Source organism: Oenococcus kitaharae, assembly GCF_025758695.1.
Classification (GTDB): Bacteria; Bacillota; Bacilli; order Lactobacillales; family Lactobacillaceae; genus Oenococcus; species Oenococcus kitaharae_A.
Genome location: NZ_JANJQP010000001.1, coordinates 452,057 through 469,945 on the forward strand (window position 1 = coordinate 452,057; position 17,889 = coordinate 469,945).

The 17,889-nt window shown below is 44.3% G+C and carries 16 protein-coding genes; 5 read left to right on the forward strand and 11 right to left on the reverse strand.

Going from position 1 to position 17,889, the window contains the following annotated elements:
- Position 1: 1 nt before the first annotated feature.
- Positions 2-1,126 (reverse strand): 5-methyltetrahydropteroyltriglutamate--homocysteine S-methyltransferase, encoded by a 1,125-nt coding sequence (locus NRF22_RS02295; RefSeq protein ID WP_263779049.1) that lies wholly within the window; start codon positions 1,124-1,126, stop codon positions 2-4.
- Positions 1,127-1,584: 458 nt separating this feature from the next.
- Here NRF22_RS02295 and NRF22_RS02300 point away from each other — a divergent pair, with 458 nt between their 5' ends.
- Positions 1,585-2,214: a superoxide dismutase gene (locus tag NRF22_RS02300; protein WP_263779050.1), complete on the forward strand. Its 630-nt coding sequence runs from the start codon at positions 1,585-1,587 to the stop codon at positions 2,212-2,214.
- 56 nt (positions 2,215-2,270) lie between these two features.
- On the opposite strand, the gene NRF22_RS02305 is transcribed toward NRF22_RS02300, so the two are convergent.
- Positions 2,271-3,611 (reverse strand): dihydrolipoyl dehydrogenase family protein, encoded by a 1,341-nt coding sequence (locus NRF22_RS02305; protein WP_263779051.1) that lies wholly within the window; start codon positions 3,609-3,611, stop codon positions 2,271-2,273.
- A 146-nt stretch (positions 3,612-3,757) separates the two neighbouring features.
- Here NRF22_RS02305 and NRF22_RS02310 point away from each other — a divergent pair, with 146 nt between their 5' ends.
- Entirely contained in the window at positions 3,758-4,603 is an 846-nt protein-coding gene (locus NRF22_RS02310) for an aldo/keto reductase (RefSeq protein WP_263779052.1), read from the forward strand.
- Between the two features lie 38 nt (positions 4,604-4,641).
- On the opposite strand, the gene NRF22_RS02315 is transcribed toward NRF22_RS02310, so the two are convergent.
- Together NRF22_RS02315 and NRF22_RS02320 are read right to left on the reverse strand one after the other, a co-directional pair.
- Positions 4,642-5,469 (reverse strand): alpha/beta hydrolase, encoded by an 828-nt coding sequence (locus NRF22_RS02315; protein WP_263779053.1) that lies wholly within the window; start codon positions 5,467-5,469, stop codon positions 4,642-4,644.
- Positions 5,470-5,499: 30 nt separating this feature from the next.
- Positions 5,500-6,186: a flavodoxin gene (locus NRF22_RS02320; RefSeq protein ID WP_318528699.1), complete on the reverse strand. Its 687-nt coding sequence runs from the start codon at positions 6,184-6,186 to the stop codon at positions 5,500-5,502.
- A 284-nt stretch (positions 6,187-6,470) separates the two neighbouring features.
- Between NRF22_RS02320 and NRF22_RS02325 the strand changes: the two genes are divergently transcribed.
- Positions 6,471-7,247, forward strand: coding sequence for an SDR family NAD(P)-dependent oxidoreductase (locus NRF22_RS02325; protein WP_263779054.1), 777 nt, complete (start codon positions 6,471-6,473; stop codon positions 7,245-7,247).
- A gap of 67 nt (positions 7,248-7,314) precedes the next feature.
- On the opposite strand, the gene NRF22_RS02330 is transcribed toward NRF22_RS02325, so the two are convergent.
- The 3 genes from NRF22_RS02330 to NRF22_RS02340 form a co-directional block, all read right to left on the reverse strand.
- Positions 7,315-8,355, reverse strand: a complete 1,041-nt coding sequence (locus NRF22_RS02330) for a zinc-dependent alcohol dehydrogenase family protein (protein WP_263779055.1) — start codon at positions 8,353-8,355, stop codon at positions 7,315-7,317.
- 68 nt (positions 8,356-8,423) lie between these two features.
- Positions 8,424-11,213, reverse strand: coding sequence for a cation-translocating P-type ATPase (locus tag NRF22_RS02335; protein WP_263779056.1), 2,790 nt, complete (start codon positions 11,211-11,213; stop codon positions 8,424-8,426).
- A gap of 96 nt (positions 11,214-11,309) precedes the next feature.
- Entirely contained in the window at positions 11,310-12,275 is a 966-nt protein-coding gene (locus NRF22_RS02340; RefSeq protein WP_263779058.1) for a choloylglycine hydrolase family protein, read from the reverse strand.
- Between the two features lie 105 nt (positions 12,276-12,380).
- Here NRF22_RS02340 and NRF22_RS02345 point away from each other — a divergent pair, with 105 nt between their 5' ends.
- Positions 12,381-12,530 (forward strand): hypothetical protein, encoded by a 150-nt coding sequence (locus NRF22_RS02345; RefSeq protein WP_263779059.1) that lies wholly within the window; start codon positions 12,381-12,383, stop codon positions 12,528-12,530.
- Between the two features lie 3 nt (positions 12,531-12,533).
- Here the strand turns inward: NRF22_RS02345 and NRF22_RS02350 are convergent, their stop codons facing one another.
- The 3 genes from NRF22_RS02350 to NRF22_RS02360 all read right to left on the reverse strand — a co-directional run bounded on the left by NRF22_RS02350 (position 12,534) and on the right by NRF22_RS02360 (position 15,793).
- The gene (locus tag NRF22_RS02350) at positions 12,534-13,685 is read right to left on the reverse strand and encodes a TPM domain-containing protein (RefSeq protein ID WP_263779061.1); all 1,152 of its coding nucleotides are present in this window, start codon (positions 13,683-13,685) and stop codon (positions 12,534-12,536) included.
- A gap of 118 nt (positions 13,686-13,803) precedes the next feature.
- Complete coding sequence (locus NRF22_RS02355; RefSeq protein ID WP_263779062.1) at positions 13,804-14,475, reverse strand: hypothetical protein; 672 nt, start codon at positions 14,473-14,475, stop codon at positions 13,804-13,806.
- Between the two features lie 469 nt (positions 14,476-14,944).
- A complete protein-coding gene (locus tag NRF22_RS02360; RefSeq protein ID WP_263779063.1) occupies positions 14,945-15,793 on the reverse strand; it encodes a leucine-rich repeat domain-containing protein in 849 nt (282 codons plus the stop codon).
- Positions 15,794-16,123: 330 nt separating this feature from the next.
- Here NRF22_RS02360 and NRF22_RS02365 point away from each other — a divergent pair, with 330 nt between their 5' ends.
- Entirely contained in the window at positions 16,124-16,678 is a 555-nt protein-coding gene (locus NRF22_RS02365; protein ID WP_263779274.1) for a restriction endonuclease subunit S, read from the forward strand.
- Between the two features lie 36 nt (positions 16,679-16,714).
- Here NRF22_RS02365 and NRF22_RS02370 read toward each other — a convergent pair whose 3' ends face one another.
- On the reverse strand, positions 16,715-17,806 hold the full coding sequence (locus NRF22_RS02370) for a type I restriction endonuclease (protein WP_263779064.1): 1,092 nt from the start codon (positions 17,804-17,806) through the stop codon (positions 16,715-16,717).
- Positions 17,807-17,889: the final 83 nt, after the last annotated feature.

The window sequence follows — 17,889 nt, forward strand, 5'->3', positions numbered from 1 at the left end:
TTTAACCCCATACCTCTTCGATGATTGACTTCACCAGAGCTAATTTCTTCCATTCGTCGGCTTCGGTTAATTCATTCCCTTCTTCGGTCGACGCAAAACCGCACTGGGTCGACAACCACAAACGATCCAGAGGTAGGAATTTTTCCGCCTGATGAATGCGGTCGATAATCACTTGACGGTCTTCCAACACTGGACTTTTAGAGGTCACAAGGCCTAAGACGACTCTTTTGTCACCACTAACTTTAGCTAGGGGTTCAAAACCACCGGCACGATCAGAATCATATTCCAAGAAGTAGGTTGAAACATTTTCCTGGCCGAAAAGCTTGTCGGCGACTGAATCGTAACCGCCTTGTGCTGCCCAATCAGAGTGATAATTACCTCTGCAGACGTGTGTATTGACTGTTAAATCTGAAGGCAGGTCAGCGATCGCACCATTATTTAGCTTCAAATAGGTATCCTTCAGCTTTTCGGGATCGAAACCGGCACCAACCATTGTCTGCCAAAAATTCTTATCTACCAGCATCCCCCAAGTGCAGTCGTCAATTTGTACAACACGAGCGCCGGCATCATAAAAGGCCAAAATTGCTTCGTGATAAATTTTGACGATATCATCGAGCAAATCCTTCTCGCTGGCATAATAATTTTTGATCAGGTCTGCGTTTGTGCCACGGACAAGTTCTAAATAAAGTTGTGCTGGTGCCGGAATCGTCTGTTTGGCCAGAACACCATATTTTTCCGCCAAAGTCTTGGTTAGGACGAAGTCATTGATAAAGGGGTGTTTCTCAGCATCAAAAGACAGCTTGCCATCCAACACGGCCGAGTCATCACGTGTCTCTTCATGGGCAAAACGATAGCCTTCACCGTAGTGAATATGTTTTACGCCACCAAATCCCCAGAAGAAATCAAGATGCCAGTAACTGCGGCGGAATTCGCCATCCGTGACATAATCAAGTCCAGCTTCAGCTTCTTTTTTGATTAATTTTTCAATTTCCTGATTTTCAATCTCGTGCAGCTGGTCAAAAGTAATTTCCTTTTTAGCAAACTTTGCCCGCGCCTCCTTGATTACCTGCGGCCTTAAAAACGAGCCAACGTGCTGAAAACCGATTTTACTTGCTACTAATGTCATAATTTTTCCCCTATTCTTAATTTGTCTGCCATCTGCACAAAAAACCCGCAAACAGAAAGACCTGTTTACGGGGCGAATAAGCGCTTTACCACTCGTGTTCAGCATACAGTCACCTGCATACCCTCTGTGGCTACGTCGCAAGGTAGATGAACCTGCGATGATAGTCTGACGTGATAACGGACGCAACCGATCCCTACTTGCGGTAAACCACTCGTAGAAACAAAGCTCAAAGACCATGGTTCATTAGCTGTCATTATCGGATCCCAGCGACCTCCGACTCTCTGAAAATTTCGCTAATTACTTATCTTCTCTCTGCCAATATATTGTCTTCAATGATACATGAATTTATTGGATTGTCAAACGATTTTCCAAGATAATCCGCTTCAGAAACAAATGCCGAAATTTGATAAAATTAAGTTGGATGTAAGCGCTTAATCCAAAAACAAGGAGGTTATCCGATGGTTTTTGTTTTACCCGAATTACCCTACAATTATGATGCGTTAACACCTTATATTGACGAGAGAACCATGCATCTGCATCACGACATGCACCATCAGACCTATGTCGACAAATTGAATGCGCTGCTCGTAGACTATCCCGAATTTGCAAATTGGCCGATTGAAAAAATATTGACAAATCTGGACAAACTGCCGGAAAAATTACGGACACCGGTACGAAATCAAGCTGGTGGCCACTATAATCACAGTCTTTTTTGGAAGATGCTTTCTCCAGATTTTGATCAGAAAATCGATGCCGGACTATTGGACAGGATTAATAAGGAATGGGGAAACCTGCAAGAATTTAAAAATGCTTTTTCCAGCAATGCTGTTGCTGTGTTCGGATCAGGCTGGACATGGCTCGTGATGAAGCCGGACGGAAAGCTGCAGATTGTCTCGACGATGAACCAGGATTCGCCAATCTCAATAGGGCTGACACCGCTTTTGGGAATTGATCTTTGGGAACATGCTTATTATTTGAAATACGAAAATCGCCGCCCTGAATATATCAAGGCTTTCTGGCATGTTGTCAATTGGGCACAAGTTGCTGAAAATATGTCACAGTCTTCGTTGTCAGAGATGGTAATGTAATTTCCCCCATAACAAAAAACGCTGGCCAAATGGTCGGCGTTTTTTAATGATTAATTTTATAATTGGCCATAAGCCGCAGAGGTAATCGATGGGAACAGATAAACTAGACGATTCAATTCAGCTGGCCCAAATTTAAATTCAATTGCAGGCAGCAGACTATTGATCACATTTTCTGCTTGATTGCTGACCTCAGTCGCGCCCACCAAATGATGTGCCTTATCAAAGACTAGCAAGTTATCGCCAAGCGTTTCCTTGCTTGCCTGGCGATACCAATCATTAGGAGTGTGATTGGCAGAAACAGTGTAATCAGATGGTGCTGCAGCGGCTGTTTCCGGTGAAACTCCTGCTTTGGCCAGACGCGGCGTCGTAAAGACAACCGACGGAATGACCGGATACTTGATCGGGTCGCTTGATTCGCCGGCAAACTGTGCGGACAGATACTTGGACTCAAAGATCGCCGTCGGTGTGAGCTTTGGCTGTGCCTTATCAATGACATCGCCAGAAGCATAAATACTTGGGACAGAGGTCTGCAAGTGGTCGTTAACCGTGACGCCCTTAGCCGTATAATGCACACCTACCTTCTCAAGGCCGATATTTTCAACATTCGGGATTCTGCCAGTGGCATCCAATACCCAATCTGTGGTGCTTGATTGGCCATCTGCTGTCAGCACTTGAATCTGGTCGCCAGCGGCTTTCAGTTCTGTTACTGAGATCTCGCGTTTGAATGTAACACCATGTTTTTCCAAATCGCTGATAATTGTTTCGACAAATTCCTGATGAAAGGCACGCAAAGCCTTATCGCCACGAAGCAAAACAGTCACATCAGCCCCAGTAGCATTAGCAATCGTCGCAAACTCCATCGCGATATAACCACCGCCGATAATCGTGATCTTTTTTGGCATCTTCGTCAGATTCATGAAATCGCTGCTGTCATGAGCCAAATCAATACCGGGAATATCCAGACGATTTGGACGCAGACCAGTCGCGATCACGATTTTGCCAGCTGTTTTCAAAGTGCCATCAATCGAGACTGTATGAGGATCCTCCAAAACACCTTTGCCGTGAATCACATCGATATGGACTGAATCCAACAAGCCGCCGATAAAGCCGGGAAGTACCCCAATAACTTCCTCTTTATGAGCAACATTCTGAGACCAATCAATAGCAACACCGCCAGTCACGACACCATTTAAATCCTCGAATTGGCGACGAAGTGCAACAGGCATATCCAAAATAATTTTCGCGTTGCAGCCGCGGTTGGGACAGGTGCCACCAATTAGATCGGCCTCTACAACTGCTACTTTATAACCCTTGGCTGCAAGTGGAATCGCACCGTCAAAAGTACCATGTCCGCTTCCAATGTACAAAACATCATAATCAAACTGCTTTTCAGGCATTGTCGTTCCTCCAATTTCTTCTTATACTATCAAGGCTACACTAGTTTTTTTAGCCTTACAATATGTTAGTAGCAAATGAAAAAAATAACTTGAAATGCTTTGACTATCATTTGACACGCGCCTATGCTATATGCAAGAGGTGAATAATGCTGGAACAGAAATTTCAGTTTGATGATGATTTGACCGTTAATCGCTTGGGATATGGCACAATGCAGCTGCCAGGACCAGGCGTCTGGGGGCCTTCTGCCGACCCGCAAAACGCCGTTCGCGTGATCGAGACCGTGATTGACCATGGCGTGAATTTTATTGACACAGCCGATGCCTACGGCCCGCTGTTTGCCAATCTTTATTTGAAAGAGGCCTTGAAAAATAGGCCGGATGCCAAGGTCATGGTGGCCACAAAAGTCGGCTTCACACGCCAAGGACCTGATGAATGGACAGCACTCGGCCGCCCTGAATATCTCCGTCAGCAAGTCGAAGAAAATCTCTATACTTTAGGGTTGGATCACATTGACCTGCTCCAGCTCCATCGGATTGACCATAAAGTCGACTTGGCAGATCAAATCGGTGTGCTTAAAGATATGCAGGACGAAGGTAAAATCAAGCATATCGGCCTCAGCCAGGTATCGGTCAAGCAGATTAAAGCCGTCCGGAAGATCGTGCCTATCGTTTCCGTACAAAATCGCTACAATCTGATCGACCGCAGCGATGAGGATGTCTTAAAGTACGCCGAAAAACACCATATCGCTTTCATTCCTTGGTTCCCCTTAGCGACTGGCAAACTGTTGGAAAATCCTGAATTAGCTGCGCTGACAGAAAAATACGTTGCCAGCCCTGCCCAGCTTGCATTGGCTTGGCTGCTAAAAAGGTCCGATGTGATCCTGCCGATTCCGGGAACCAGTAATGCAGGCCACGCGATCGACAATATCGCCGCTCAAAAGATTGAGCTGGATGATGCCGATTTCAAAGCGCTGAATAAGCTTGGCAAATAAAAATAAAGCCGACCAATCAAGGCCGGCTTTTTATTAGCTTATTTAAAGAAAAAACGCATGCCAAATTTCAGTTGCCGCATGGCACTTGGTAAATCATGACTGCCGTTTTCATCGATGTGGAAACGGATGTGCGGCACGTTTTTCAGCGTATTCATGGTTCGGTCGATATCATAGGGCGTCCCATTATTCACATAATCATCACTACCAACACTAACTGTGACGTCATAAGCCAGCTTACTTTTCAAAAGCTTGCTGCGTAATTGGGCGGCCCGGTCATCCCCACCTGCGATCATTTGAAAATACCGAAAATGGCTTAATTGGTCCTGCATGACGGCCCAGCCTGTAATGGCACCAAAAGAAAATCCGGCAAAGGCGTAATGGTTACGGCTTTTGTATACGCGATACTTGGCTTGAACTGCGCGTAAAACCTGATTGATTTCAGTTTTAGCAAAACGCTTTGTCAGCTTGTCCTCGCTAGCTTCGTCATCATTTGTAAAGGACCAATTGGGATAATAGGTCGGAGAGACAACGATAAAAGGATTTTTCTCGTCCTTCATTAAATCATCAATCACAGGTGCTTTGTCATTGGGATCGCCTTTGATAAAATCATTCTCGGACATCCCCCATCCATGCATCAAAAACAGCACATTATACTTTTTTGATGAATCCTGATAGCCACGCGGCAGATAAACCAGAGCCGTCTTGTCATAGGTCCTGCCCTTGTAAACGGTCCGATAGCGAACTAATCGATTGCGAGCCTGACTAACATGTGATTGGTTTACAAAAAATAGACAAACTAAGACAGAAACGGCAGCAATGGCCGCAATGATTAAAATGGTGATGCTGATTATCCGTTTATGCTGCATCTTTTCATGAACCTGATTACTTCAAAGAGGTTACTTCCGATTCTGTCCGATTTTCGAAAGCCAACTATCGACTTCTTTGTTGACTTGAACGCGTCGATTGCCCTTGATAGCTAGCAAAATGCCATTCGTCTCCTGGCCGCCTTCGACAGAAAAGCCTTGAAGCACACGATCTGCATTTTTTGCACCTGACCTGATCTGTGTGAAGACAGAACCGACACCATAACCACCATTGGTATTAAAAGGAATCACTGTCTTGCCGGAAAAATTATAGCTATCCAAAAAAGTGACAACAGCTTGCGGCAGAGCCATATTCCAAGTCGGCGACCCAATAAAGACACGATCATAGGATGCAAAATTCGGGACTTTGTTTTTCAGGGCCGGCAAGGTATTATCATTTTGCTCCTGCTCATTTTGATTGACCTCGGCACGATAATTTTTTGGCCGCGGAACTTTCGTCTCGATTTGAAAGAGATCGCCGCCGACTTGATTTTGAATTAATTCAGCGACCGCTCTTGTATTGCCTGTCCGAGAATAGTAAACGATCAATGTCTTCTGACTAGACCCTGTCCCCGATCCTGATCCGGAGGTACTGCTTTTGGACATTTGCGAGCTGCTTGAAGATGTCTGAGGTGCAGTCCTCAAGCCATTCATCGCCCAAACAACCCCTCCGATGATGACAATAGCGGCAGCGATAACTGCTAAAATTATTTTTTTCATTTGGCCTCTTTTCTAGTAATTGGATTAACTGCAAATAACGGATTAGCTAAAGCAGCAAAAATGACAGTAGACGCAATTATTGAGATAAAACGCTACTTTCAAAGAATAGTAGCATAAAGCCAGCTCCAACCTCTAGTGCTAAAAATAAGATGACGATTAAAAAACTGCGCCTTAGTTGATAAATAAAGTCCGCGGTTTATATAGGTAATTTCAAAATTGTCGCTACCGATGAAGTTGCCTATAATTAACTTGCGTCCTTTTTGGCACAATCGAAAGGAAAATCAATGACAGAAAATCATTATCAATTCCAAAATAAAGTTATCCTAATCACTGGCGGCGGCAGTGGAATAGGCCGAGCGATTACGCAAGCCTTTTTGGAAAACGGTGCCAGCGTTGCAATTGTTGGCCGTCGGCTTTCAGCTTTACAGGAGACACTCGCCGGCTATCCAGCAGAAAAAACACTAGCTATCGCCAAAGACATTTCAAAACCTGAATCTGCTGGAGAAATTGTTGAGCAGATTCTGGCACGTTTCCACCAATTGGATGTCGTCGTCAGCGATGCCGCTGTCTTTCAAGGCGGCGATTTCGATAAAGTCAGCTTATCTGATTGGGAAACACTGCGTTCAATTAATATCGATGCCTTTTTCTACTTAGCTCAAGCTGCCCTCCCTGCTTTAAAAACCAGCAAGGGTAATTTCGTAGCGATCTCCTCTGTCTCCGGCAGTTTCGGAGATTGGAAACAAGCTATTTATAATGCCAGCAAACATGCGATTAACGGTTTCGTCCGCTCGCTAGCCCTGGATTGGGGTGCCTTCGGTGTCCGGATTAATGCCGTCGCACCAGCTTTCACGCTGACCGATATGACAAAAAACGCTGTCCAAAATCCAGCACAATTAGCACCTTTCAACAACCGAATTGCCTTAGGCCGTCCGGAAAAACCCACTGACGTGGCTCCGGCTGTCCTCTTCCTGGCCTCGGCAGACGCTGCCTACATTACAGGCACAATCTTGACTGTCGATGGCGGCACAAGTGCTTCAACTGGCCAACCGCATATCGTGTAATAAAAAGAAAACCCAAGCAATTAAGCTTGGGTTTTAATTTATCCAAATTTCCGAATTATGAATCTAATCAAGCGCTCACAACCAACAGCGACTTGATCGCCTCACGCTTGTCCATGGCTGCATAGGCATCTTCGATATGATCCAAGTCAAAGTGTTTTGTAAAGACTTTGCCTGGATGAATCTCACCTTTTAAGACAGCATCCAACAATACTTGACGGTCGTCAGTCGTCACAGAGGCAATGCCTCCGCGCAGGCCGATGTTGCGCCAGAATAAATCATTTGTATTCATTTCGGCTTTTTGCGGCACACCGACACGACCAACAATCGAACCCGGACGACCGACTTTGACGGCTGTATCGACAGACTGCTCAGTACCAACACATTCAAGGACAGCATCTGCACCAGCGCCATCAGTCATTTCCAAAACGTGCTTAACAGCGGCATCGCCACGTTCCGGCACGATATCAGTAGCGCCAAAGGCAGTTGCGAGTTTCTGACGGTCTTCATGACGGCTCATGGCAATAATCCGTTTGGCACCCAGCAATTTAGCGCCAATAACCCCACAAAGGCCAACAGCACCATCACCCATGACAACCACTGTATCACCGGCTTTCAGTTCAGCACTCTTAGCTGCGTGATAACCAGTCGCCATTACATCGGCCAGCGTCAGCAAATCGTTCAGCTGCTCGTCACTGTAGTCTTCAGGCTGTCCCGGAATCTTGACCAGCGCCCAATTAGCATTTTTAAAACGCAGATATTCAGCTTGGTAACCAACAATTTCAGAATCTGTCTTCGTCATGCAATCACCATCAAATCCAGCCAAACATGCGGCACAATGACCACAGCCATGCGTGAATGGCGCAATGACAAAGTCGCCAGGCTTCACATTTGTGACTTGCGAACCAACAGATTCAACGATCCCAATTGCCTCATGGCCAACCTGCGAATTCAGCTGGCGTTTGGAAATACCGCGGTACCACCACAAATCCGAACCACAGACACAGGTGCGAACGATTTTCAAAATGGCATCAGTCGGCGCCTTGATTTCAGGTTTAGGTAGATCCTGCGTTTCAATCTTGCCTGCTTCAACAAAAATTCCTGCTTTCATCTTCCCATCTCCATTTCATTTACTTTTATCATAACGTTATTCGGGATAGCAATGAAGAACGCGTCAAGTCACCAGATTTTAATTTTCCAAAATTCCTTCATACCGGAAAGTACCAGTGTCGGAATAGCTGGTAAGAAAATAACTGCCAAGTAAATCGGCCAAGTCAAAGGGCGTGTTCCCATTAACGTATTGAAGAAAGGCAGCATCGTCACGGTCAATGAGGCAATCGCTGCAAAGAGAACTGCCGCTAACAAATAAGGATTGCTGAAGGGATTTCGATGAAACAAACTACGCGAGCTGCGCGCGTCAAACACATGCCATAGCTGACCGAAGACCAGAGTCAGAAAAGCAATTGTTTGCGCCTCTGCGATTTGATAACCGGCTGAGGCGGCCCAAAGAAAGGCTAAAAACACTTGCAAACCCATGAAGAACCCGCGAATCAAAACCCTCGTCCACATATGATCCGACAAAATCGATTTGGCTGTGTCACGCGGCTTTTCTGCCATAATCTCATGTTCCGGTTCATCGTATCCCAACGAAAATGACGGCAGCGAATCGCTGATCATATTGACCCAGAGCACCATCAGAGTAGTCAGGGTTGGCGTTACTTCTGAAATATGCCCAATCGGCGCTGTTATCAGAAAAGTTGTGAAAAGCAGTGAAAGCACTTCAGCCACATTGGTTGTTAATTCTTGCCGGATAAAATTTTGAATGTTAGCAAAGATAGTTCGACCAGCGGCGACTGATTTTTGGATCGTCGTAAATTTATCGTCCAGCAGAATTAAATCAGCCGAATCTTTTGTCACTTCGGTCCCGTTAATGCCCATTGCAATACCGATATTGGCAGCTCGCAAAGCAGCCGCATCGTTGACGCCATCTCCAGTCATGGCAACAATTTCGTGGTGCTGCTGCAGGGCTTTAACGATTCGCTGCTTATGGGCCGGCGCGACCCTGGCATAGACACGTATCGGTTTAACAAGATCAAAAAGCTGTTTGTCAGACATTCCTTCAATCTCGCTCCCGGTCACAACGCGAACATCTCGATCAGAAACGATTCCCAAGCGGTAGGCAATTTCCCTTGCCGTCGCTGCATGATCCCCTGTGATCATGACCACTTGAATTGATGCTTCGTGCAGTGTTTTAATGGATTGCCGAACCTCGGGACGCGGCGGATCAATAATGCCCGCCAGGCCAAGTACCTTAAAGTCGTTTTCCAGTTCTTCTTGACTGGCGTGCAGCGCCTCTTCTTCGGTCAGATCACGTTCAGCGACCGCAATTGTTCTTAAAGCATCATGGGCGAAATCTAAAATCTGCTGGTCAAACATTGGCCGGGCAGAATCAACCGACTGAAATTGACCATGAATCTGAATACTTGCAGCCTTGTTTAAAATCACATCCGGGGCACCTTTGGTCAACAGCTTATATGAAGATGGCCCGCACTTCAATACGGTACTCATCATCTTTCGCTGGCTTTCAAAAGGGAGAATCCGTAAAATATCGTAGTCGATCCCATCGGTCTGGTTCAATAAAGTTTCCCGAATCAAGCCGGCTTTTCTTGCTAATACCACTAGAGAAACATCCGTCGGATTGCCTAAGGGCACATAATTGCCGACTGAATTTTTTTGAATGGCAGCCTCGTTATTCAAAACAGCACTTAACAAGAACTTCTGATAATCATAATTTTCCCCCATCTCTGACGATGGCAAGATTTCGCCGACTGGTTCATAGCCATTGCCGTCAACTTCATAATTGACGCCATTCGCATAAAAACGTGTGACAGTCATCTCGTTCTTAGTCAAAGTGCCGGTCTTGTCTGAAGCAATAAAAGTCGTTGCGCCAAGTGTCTCGACACTGTTCAAAGATTTGATCAAACCGTTATTGGCAGCGAGCTGCCGAGCGCCAACGGTCAGTACAATCGATAAGACAACCGGCAGCGCATCAGGAATCGCGCCGACGGCCAAAGCGATTGCACCGGAGACATTTTCAAACAGATCTGCAATTGTCAATTGCCCTGTGGAGACAAATTCTTTGATAAGGTTATAGGCCAAAGCTAGAATAACCACAGCTGCTGCCAAGATCATCAGACGCCTGGTCAGCTGATTAATTGTGATTTCTATCGGTGTCTGTTTGACGGCCGTATTTTGGATCAGGCCGGCAATTTTCCCCAATTCAGTGTCCATACCCGTAGCTGTGACTACGCCGATACCACTGCCGTTAACGACCACTGAAGCCGAATAGCCCATGTTGCTGCGATCGCCTAATTCAGTATTGGCCGGTAAAAGTTTATTATCTTTTAAAACTGCCTGCGATTCGCCGGTCAGATGGGACTCATCAACCTGTAATTCGCTAGTCGACAACCATCGCAGATCTGCCTCAACAAAATCACCCATCCGGACTTCGACAATATCGCCGGTTACCAGCTGTTTTGCATCAATTTTCTGCCAATCGCCATCACGAAGCACTTTTATCTGCCGATGAGACATTTTTTGAAGCGCATTTAAGGATTTTTGTGCCGTATAGCTTTGCCAAGAAGTGAGGCCAGCATTAATAAAAATGACGATCAAAATAACTAGTGCTTCATAAATAGCCTCAAGGCCGTGTTTGGCATTTTCAGCGACAAAAAATTCAAAAAGAGAATTGGAAATGGTTAGCGCGATCGCAAACCACAAAATAATCATGATTGGTTCGCTTAAAGCATGTAAAAAAATTTTCCAAATTGGATCCGGCGCGTCGCTTTCGATACTATTAAAACCGTTCGCCAAGAGGCGATTCTCAGCTTCTTGACTGCTCAGCCCCTCGTGACGCGACGTCTTAAGGTCGTTAAGTAATTCTTTTCGGTGTGACGAAAATGCTTGCATAATCTTCTCCTGACTGTTGTATAGCGCGTTTACATAATCTATTTTTATTATACATGAGACAAAAAAAGACCGGTTTCTCGGTCTCGCAAATGATTATCATGCAGTCGCTTTATCCAATTCTACGACTTGATCGCTCGCCAAAAGATGGGCATCCAAGACATATTTTGCCGGCCCGAACTGCTCATAAAGCTGGAAATAGTAGGCTGAATCCGTCAAATCCATGACAGTCTTGTACTGCGTGTAATCCGACTCGCCATTAGCCTGAATTTTGACGCCCTTGGGAATATCAAAAGCATTCAAAAGATGGAAAACGGCCTTCGCGCCAGCTTCGCAGCCAGTTGTCTTTCCTATATAATTTCTCAAAAAGACGGCTCTGATAAAACGAGAAACAGAACTATAATCGCCAGGCAAGCCCATCGCACCGTATCCCGGGCCATCGGCAATCGCTTTAAAGCTGCCATACTGTCTGTCAACATGATCCTGCGGCTGCAAATGATTATAGCGGCGCAGGTTTTCCATATGCCAACCGTAAGCCGGCGAATTGGTCATGACACCGACCTGATTATCGTAATAATGCACACCAGTCGCTGTGATTTCCAGAACTTTTGAGACGCCGGATTTATCAGCCAGCACCCAATGCAGCGGGACGACAATTTTCAAGAAACGATTTTCCTGATTGACGATCACGACTTTTTGAAAACGATCGATAAAGTCTGCCACAGAAGACGCCTGGCCGAGACCCCAAGCCACCAAATCAGCTGATTCAAGATTGGCCTTGTCAGGATCTGGCTGATCGGCATATTGGGCGTTTTCCGAAAAATACAAAGCGGCCATCGAAAAGCCTGCTTCATTGAGACCGTCGGCGAAAATATAGCCGCCGACATTGGCACCAGCACCCAAAAAAGCGAGACGGCTTGTGAATCCCGACTGTCCTGCCAACGTTGCAAAATGGTAATTGCGCGGGATGTAGATGGGTTTGGCACCCAGCTGAAATGAAAAATCCATCGTCCGAGCCAGCATGCGGACATTGTCCTCTGTCTGATACGTAATTGATGTGCACATAAAAACTCCTTTCAGATTTGATTGAGATCATTATAGGAGTATTCAGTAATAAGTTGTCAACCTTAGCCAAAATAAGGAATAATTAAGGAAGCAAGGAGCGAAAACATGACCAAATATCTGATTTTTGCAGCTGAATTAATCGCAATTTCTCTGTGGCTCTTCTTCGGAGCCAAATCCTTTTGGGCCGGCCTGATCGGCGTAGTTGTCATCATTGCCATCTCGCAGTTCCTGCATTGGTGGCTGAAAGCTCGATAAAAATTACTGCTGGCTATCCGATTTTTTCAATACATCCAACGCTGCCAAATCCGCAGCAAAGGCCACAGGATCAAAAGTTGGCAAAGCCAGATTCGCCCAAGTCATCTCGGAACCCTGATAGTTTTTGCTACCGCCATAACCCGCATAGAGCTTAACCGCGCGAGAAAAATCCTCGAAAACCTGTATCAGCCCTAAGGAATCAGGATGCCCATAACGCAGCATGTTCACTGCGATTTTAAGGCGTGTCGATAAATCGGCATCGACAGTCTGCAGAGCCTGAGTGAGCAGGACTAAATTATCTTTCAGCTCAGGTGTCATCTCCCCTAGAGTGGGCTGAATGACAGGCTGCAGGGAAACAAGTGCCAGACGCATCTGCTTATTTCGGCGCGCTCTCGGTAACAAGAAGACGAATAACGCAATAACCAGAACCACTCCAACAGTCAAAAAAATGAGCGCAAATTGGTTGAATTTCTGCAAATAAGTCTGGGCATAGGCATGCTGACTGGCTTTCGTTTTGGCTTTGACGCTCGGATCCATGTAAAGATTGATCAGACCCGCAGCGCGGCGTACCATCTTATCAATGCCCTCGCTATAATCTCCTTTTTGCATCATGGCCTTGACTTGATCGTTCACAATCCAGGAAATAGCGTTATCCCCTATCTGGCTGCGTAAACCACTGCCCGTCACCACCGATACTTTGCGGTCTTTGATTGCCACGTAAATCAGTAAAGCCGTATCGTGAGGCCGTTTATCAAGCTTGTGTTTTTTAAAGGCCTGCTCGGCTTGTTGAGCAATATTCGCGCCATGAGTTGTCGGCACAACCACCACAAAAATACCCGGGCGATGCTGGTCGCGAGCCATATAGTAGTGATTAATGAAGTTAATATCGTCGACAAAAAACCCGGATATGTATTGCGACTCATCAAAGACATATCGTGTGTGCGTATCCTTGTCCCAATAATCGGCCGGGTAAGCCCTCGCAAACGCTTTAACCCTTGCTGAAGGCGGCTTGTAACCAGCTAATTTTTCAGTACTCGGCCAGCTGGCAGTAGTCGACGGCCATGTCAGAATGAAAAAGTGGATAATCGTCCACCCCAAAAAAATCAGTAAAACACCAGCAATAAGAATTCTTAGCTTCTTGAATTTGATAGGCATGCCCAGCTTTCTTTATTTAGTCGGCGGTGTGGATGCGGCCAAGTTATACAAACAGCATAAGCCTAAATGTTGTGGCACGTGGTGTCAAAGAAGCATCCGAGTATTCAAGTCTAAAAAATCAGTAATCGCTTTTTAGCAAATTGCCCAAATCACTATCGAGACTATTATATTTGTCGGTCCAACCATTGTAGGTGCCAACAGGGTTCGAACAATTATCGTAAAACTTATTTAACAAATTCAGCATTTTTTTGCTGCTTGAATAATTACTTGCAATCCGCGTGATATTCGGATATTTGTCATAAATCAGCCTAATTTTAGAAACATCATCTTCTATAGCAGAAATCTTAGCCTGCGCTTTAGACAAGTTACTAGATTGATCACTCACAGCCGCGCTAACAACTTTGGTGATGCCATCTGAACTGTAGTCCGCATTATCATCGTTAAAATAGCTTTGCCACTTACCATAAATATAAGATCCAGATTTTTCAATTTCCGAACCAGCAAGATATCCGTCTGCCAGCACATCTGCCTTATAGGTACTTGATTTTTTAATAGCAACTTTCCGCTCCTGCTTTTCCCGGGCAATTCGCGCTTGCCTCAGAGTGGCTTGATATTGATTATTAGAAGCCCATCCGCCAATCACTGAGAAAATAAGTAAAATCGGCGATAGAAAAAGAACGATTTTTGAAACCGTTCTAAATTTCTTTAAGATTAATAAAATTCCCGAAACAACAAATAAGACCAAACTAATTGACGCAATTATTACGCACAACAAAAACAAGCTCTTCATAATCTCCCCTTTAAATCCTTTTACTCATTTAAATTTTAGTTTAAAAACGAGATTCTCCGACAGGAAATTTGAATATTTACTCAATTTCATTTGCAAACCGTAATATAGAACATTATTTGTCACTTCTAATTGATCTTGCGCGTCCGAAACTTTGCCTTCGCATGGCACAGACCACAGATCGGACTCTACCTCATTGATCTGACACACATCTGAAGCGCAAGTACACACCTAAAAATGACCAAGAACAACTCTACGATCCTATGTCGTTCCAATCGTACAAACTAGGGAGGTGCTGCATACGAAGTGGGCTCTTAAAGCTAAAGACCGGCAAATGGTTATTCTCTATACCAAAGAGGACTAAAGATATAAGATGATCGGTTTAGCACAGAACGATTCAGGACCTATTGCCATCGCAATCAAAAAGATTGGCTGAGTGTTGTACAGCCTTTAAAGACCCGCACAACCTATTTTATCGTCTCACAATCGTGACATTCCTAGAAAATGTTTGTGGCCTGACTAATAATTGACGCGGCAGAGAAACCCAAGCGAAGTTTTGATCATATGCAAAAGCTGAATTATCTAGAACAGTGACTGAGTCAGGAATGTAAACGCGCCTTAGAGCGGTACAAGAGTAAAAGACAAACTGTCCAATCGTAATAATCCGGTTGCCCAGATCCACATCTGTTAGTGAAGTATCACCCATAAAAGTATTTCCCAGCTTGACTGCAAGATCGTCTAGCCGGGCACTTTTAAGTGACGGATCCCAGGCAAAAGCGTTTGACCCCAAATATTTTACCGAGTGCGGTACGACAATTGATTCTAATTGCTGGTCATGACTAAAAGCCCAGTTGCCAATGGAAACGACACGATCAGGAATAACCACATTAGAGAAGTCGCTTTTTGATAGTGCCCAGGCATTAATGGATTTCAAGGTCTTAGGAAGAACAAGCGTAGTTGCGCTGTGTCGCGGCAATGCAGATTTTTTGCCATCACCAAGAGAAGTCACAGTGTAGGTTACGCCGTGATAAGACACGCGACTTGGTAAAGTAATAACCGCCGTGTTCTTTTCTGTACTGTTCTTTTGGTATCCAACCAGTATGGCGGTCTTAGATTCATTTTTTAAAGTAAAGGCCCAAAGGCCAGTTGACGCCTGGTCATGATAAACCTGGCCGGACTTTATTTTTAAATGCCTATTAAATTTTATTTGAGATAAACGTTCATACACGGGCCTGAGCACAGCAAAAGAAAAACCCGCTACCAATAAAACAAACGCAAGCGTCTCTATCATAACCTTTAATTTTGAATGACGATCTGGCACTACACCTATTTTACCTACCTTACAGTCCCCAGGCCTACCTATCATCAAACAAATAAGGGCGGGAATTCTGCCTCATTAATCTGACACATATCTGAAGCCAAAGATGCCAGGAATTATTTTGTCGTATAGATAGTGATAATTTCACTTTCTGAAATTGCTGCATGATAAAACCAGAGATTGTTTAAGACAAGAGAGCTATTTTTTTGTCTACCATCTTTCCAATATTGCATTCGAAATGAAAAATCAGTAGTAATTAGTTCGTAATCAACCTTTATATTCTATTCATTTTCACCATAAAGTTCGTTATTTTTTAAAGATAACTATATTCTTATATTTTTTAAAAAACGCCTTACTTGGGAAAAGCGTAAGTTGGGTGATCTGGGAAAAACATTCACAGGTCTCTCTGGAAAAACTAAGGAAGATTTTGGTTACGGAGATGCTAGATTTGTGACGTATATGAATGTGTATTTAAATCCCATCGCATCCGAAAAAGGTTTGGAACGAGTGGAGTTAGACTCAAAACAACATTTGGTTCAATATGGCGATGTTTTCTTTACAACCTCCTCAGAAACACCAGAGGAGGTCGGCATGTCGAGCGTTTGGACCTTTAAATTGCCTAATATATACTTAAACAGTTTCACCTTTGGTTATAGACCTACCTACCATTTTGATCTCAACTATCTAGCCTTCATGCTAAGAACAGAGATAGTAAGAAAAGATATTAAGTTACTTGCCCAAGGAGTTTCTCGATTCAATATTTCTAAAACTAAGATGATGGATATCCAGGTACCTATCCCTGAAAAAGACGAACAAATCAAGATTGGTACGTTTTTAAAAACACTTGATGACCTGATAACTGTCAACCAGCGTCATGCACCCAATTAAGCAGAAACGCATGTTGCCATGCGTTTCTTACATTTTTTACATTAAAGTTGTCAGGTATCTCATGATTTTGTCAGTATCTTGGTTCTCTAATTCCTGAATCACGTGTAAATAAGTTCTTTGAGTCGTATTCATATTCGAATGTCCCAGTCTCCTAGCTACAGAACCAATTGAGACACCAGCATATAGCAGCAATGAAGCGTGAGTGTGTCTAAGACCATGAACGCTGATGACTGGGATCCCCGCTCGAGAACAATATCGTTCCAAACGATCATTAGCCGTGGCGTTATAAATCTTTTGTCCGGGCAAAACGAAAATTTGATAGGGACGCAACAAAATCAGGCTTTTTCTTTCTTCATCCATGACTGTGTATTCGCTGACCAACTTGTGTGCCATGGGGATATTCAAAACTTGTTGAGTGAATTTCAGGCCATCTTCGACAGGTTTGTTGTCTCGTGTACGCCAATGAAAAATGAAAGAATCATTGAAATGTCCTGGCTCACAGTTAGCAAAATAGGCAGAGCTATCAGGACTCATAATGACAAACATTTGCAGTAAAGAATAGATACCTGTGTACTTGCTTTCCGCTGCATATTTTTTAATTTGAGTGAACGCTTGACCAAGTTCGACAGTTGATTTCTTGAACTCAAGCTGGATTAAAGGCAGGCCGTTAATTAATAAAGTGACATCGAAACGACGATCCTGATCATCGCCATTTATATTTGTGCCCTTTGGACGTACAGCCTGACGCACAATTTCATAACTAGACTTGCCGCCGGCAACATCAGCTTTCCAAAAAAGCTCAAGCGTTACTTTATCAAGCTGGGCATCATCACGCTCTATCACGATTTTACCGATACCATTTTCAGCAGCAAGCAATTGGGCGGCTTCATATGGTGTCTGAACTTCAATTGCTCGTTGGACACGACCGAATTCCTGGTCGGTTAATGGCTGACCCTGCAAAACAGCGTAATTGTTGTTATTTATTTTTTCGCGAAGATTTGCCCAGAGTTGTTCAGGGGTTGCTTCATACAGATCTTTTCGCTCGACCCACTGATTATGCCCAACTGTCAGCTGATTCACAACCTCTTTTTCAAAGTCCAATTCAGCTTTCGTTTTATAATTTGCCATACTCTCCCCAAAATAAAATACTATTTTGATTATAGTTTATTGGAGCGTTGATACTTACGCTATTAAACAGCAATTATTTGATA

Coding starts and splice junctions, on each gene's coding strand:
- NRF22_RS02320 (WP_318528699.1), bottom strand. CDS start 6,186: ATGAAAAAAATAATTTTAGCAGTTATCGCTGCCGCTATTGTCATCATC.
- NRF22_RS02330 (WP_263779055.1), bottom strand. CDS start 8,355: ATGAAAGCAGGAATTTTTGTTGAAGCAGGCAAGATTGAAACGCAGGAT.
- NRF22_RS02300 (WP_263779050.1), top strand. CDS start 1,585: ATGGTTTTTGTTTTACCCGAATTACCCTACAATTATGATGCGTTAACA.
- NRF22_RS02370 (WP_263779064.1), bottom strand. CDS start 17,806: ATGGCAAATTATAAAACGAAAGCTGAATTGGACTTTGAAAAAGAGGTT.
- NRF22_RS02325 (WP_263779054.1), top strand. CDS start 6,471: ATGACAGAAAATCATTATCAATTCCAAAATAAAGTTATCCTAATCACT.
- NRF22_RS02355 (WP_263779062.1), bottom strand. CDS start 14,475: ATGAAGAGCTTGTTTTTGTTGTGCGTAATAATTGCGTCAATTAGTTTG.
- NRF22_RS02295 (WP_263779049.1), bottom strand. CDS start 1,126: ATGACATTAGTAGCAAGTAAAATCGGTTTTCAGCACGTTGGCTCGTTT.
- NRF22_RS02335 (WP_263779056.1), bottom strand. CDS start 11,213: ATGCAAGCATTTTCGTCACACCGAAAAGAATTACTTAACGACCTTAAG.
- NRF22_RS02345 (WP_263779059.1), top strand. CDS start 12,381: ATGACCAAATATCTGATTTTTGCAGCTGAATTAATCGCAATTTCTCTG.
- NRF22_RS02340 (WP_263779058.1), bottom strand. CDS start 12,275: ATGTGCACATCAATTACGTATCAGACAGAGGACAATGTCCGCATGCTG.
- NRF22_RS02305 (WP_263779051.1), bottom strand. CDS start 3,611: ATGCCTGAAAAGCAGTTTGATTATGATGTTTTGTACATTGGAAGCGGA.
- NRF22_RS02350 (WP_263779061.1), bottom strand. CDS start 13,685: ATGCCTATCAAATTCAAGAAGCTAAGAATTCTTATTGCTGGTGTTTTA.
- NRF22_RS02310 (WP_263779052.1), top strand. CDS start 3,758: ATGCTGGAACAGAAATTTCAGTTTGATGATGATTTGACCGTTAATCGC.
- NRF22_RS02315 (WP_263779053.1), bottom strand. CDS start 5,469: ATGCAGCATAAACGGATAATCAGCATCACCATTTTAATCATTGCGGCC.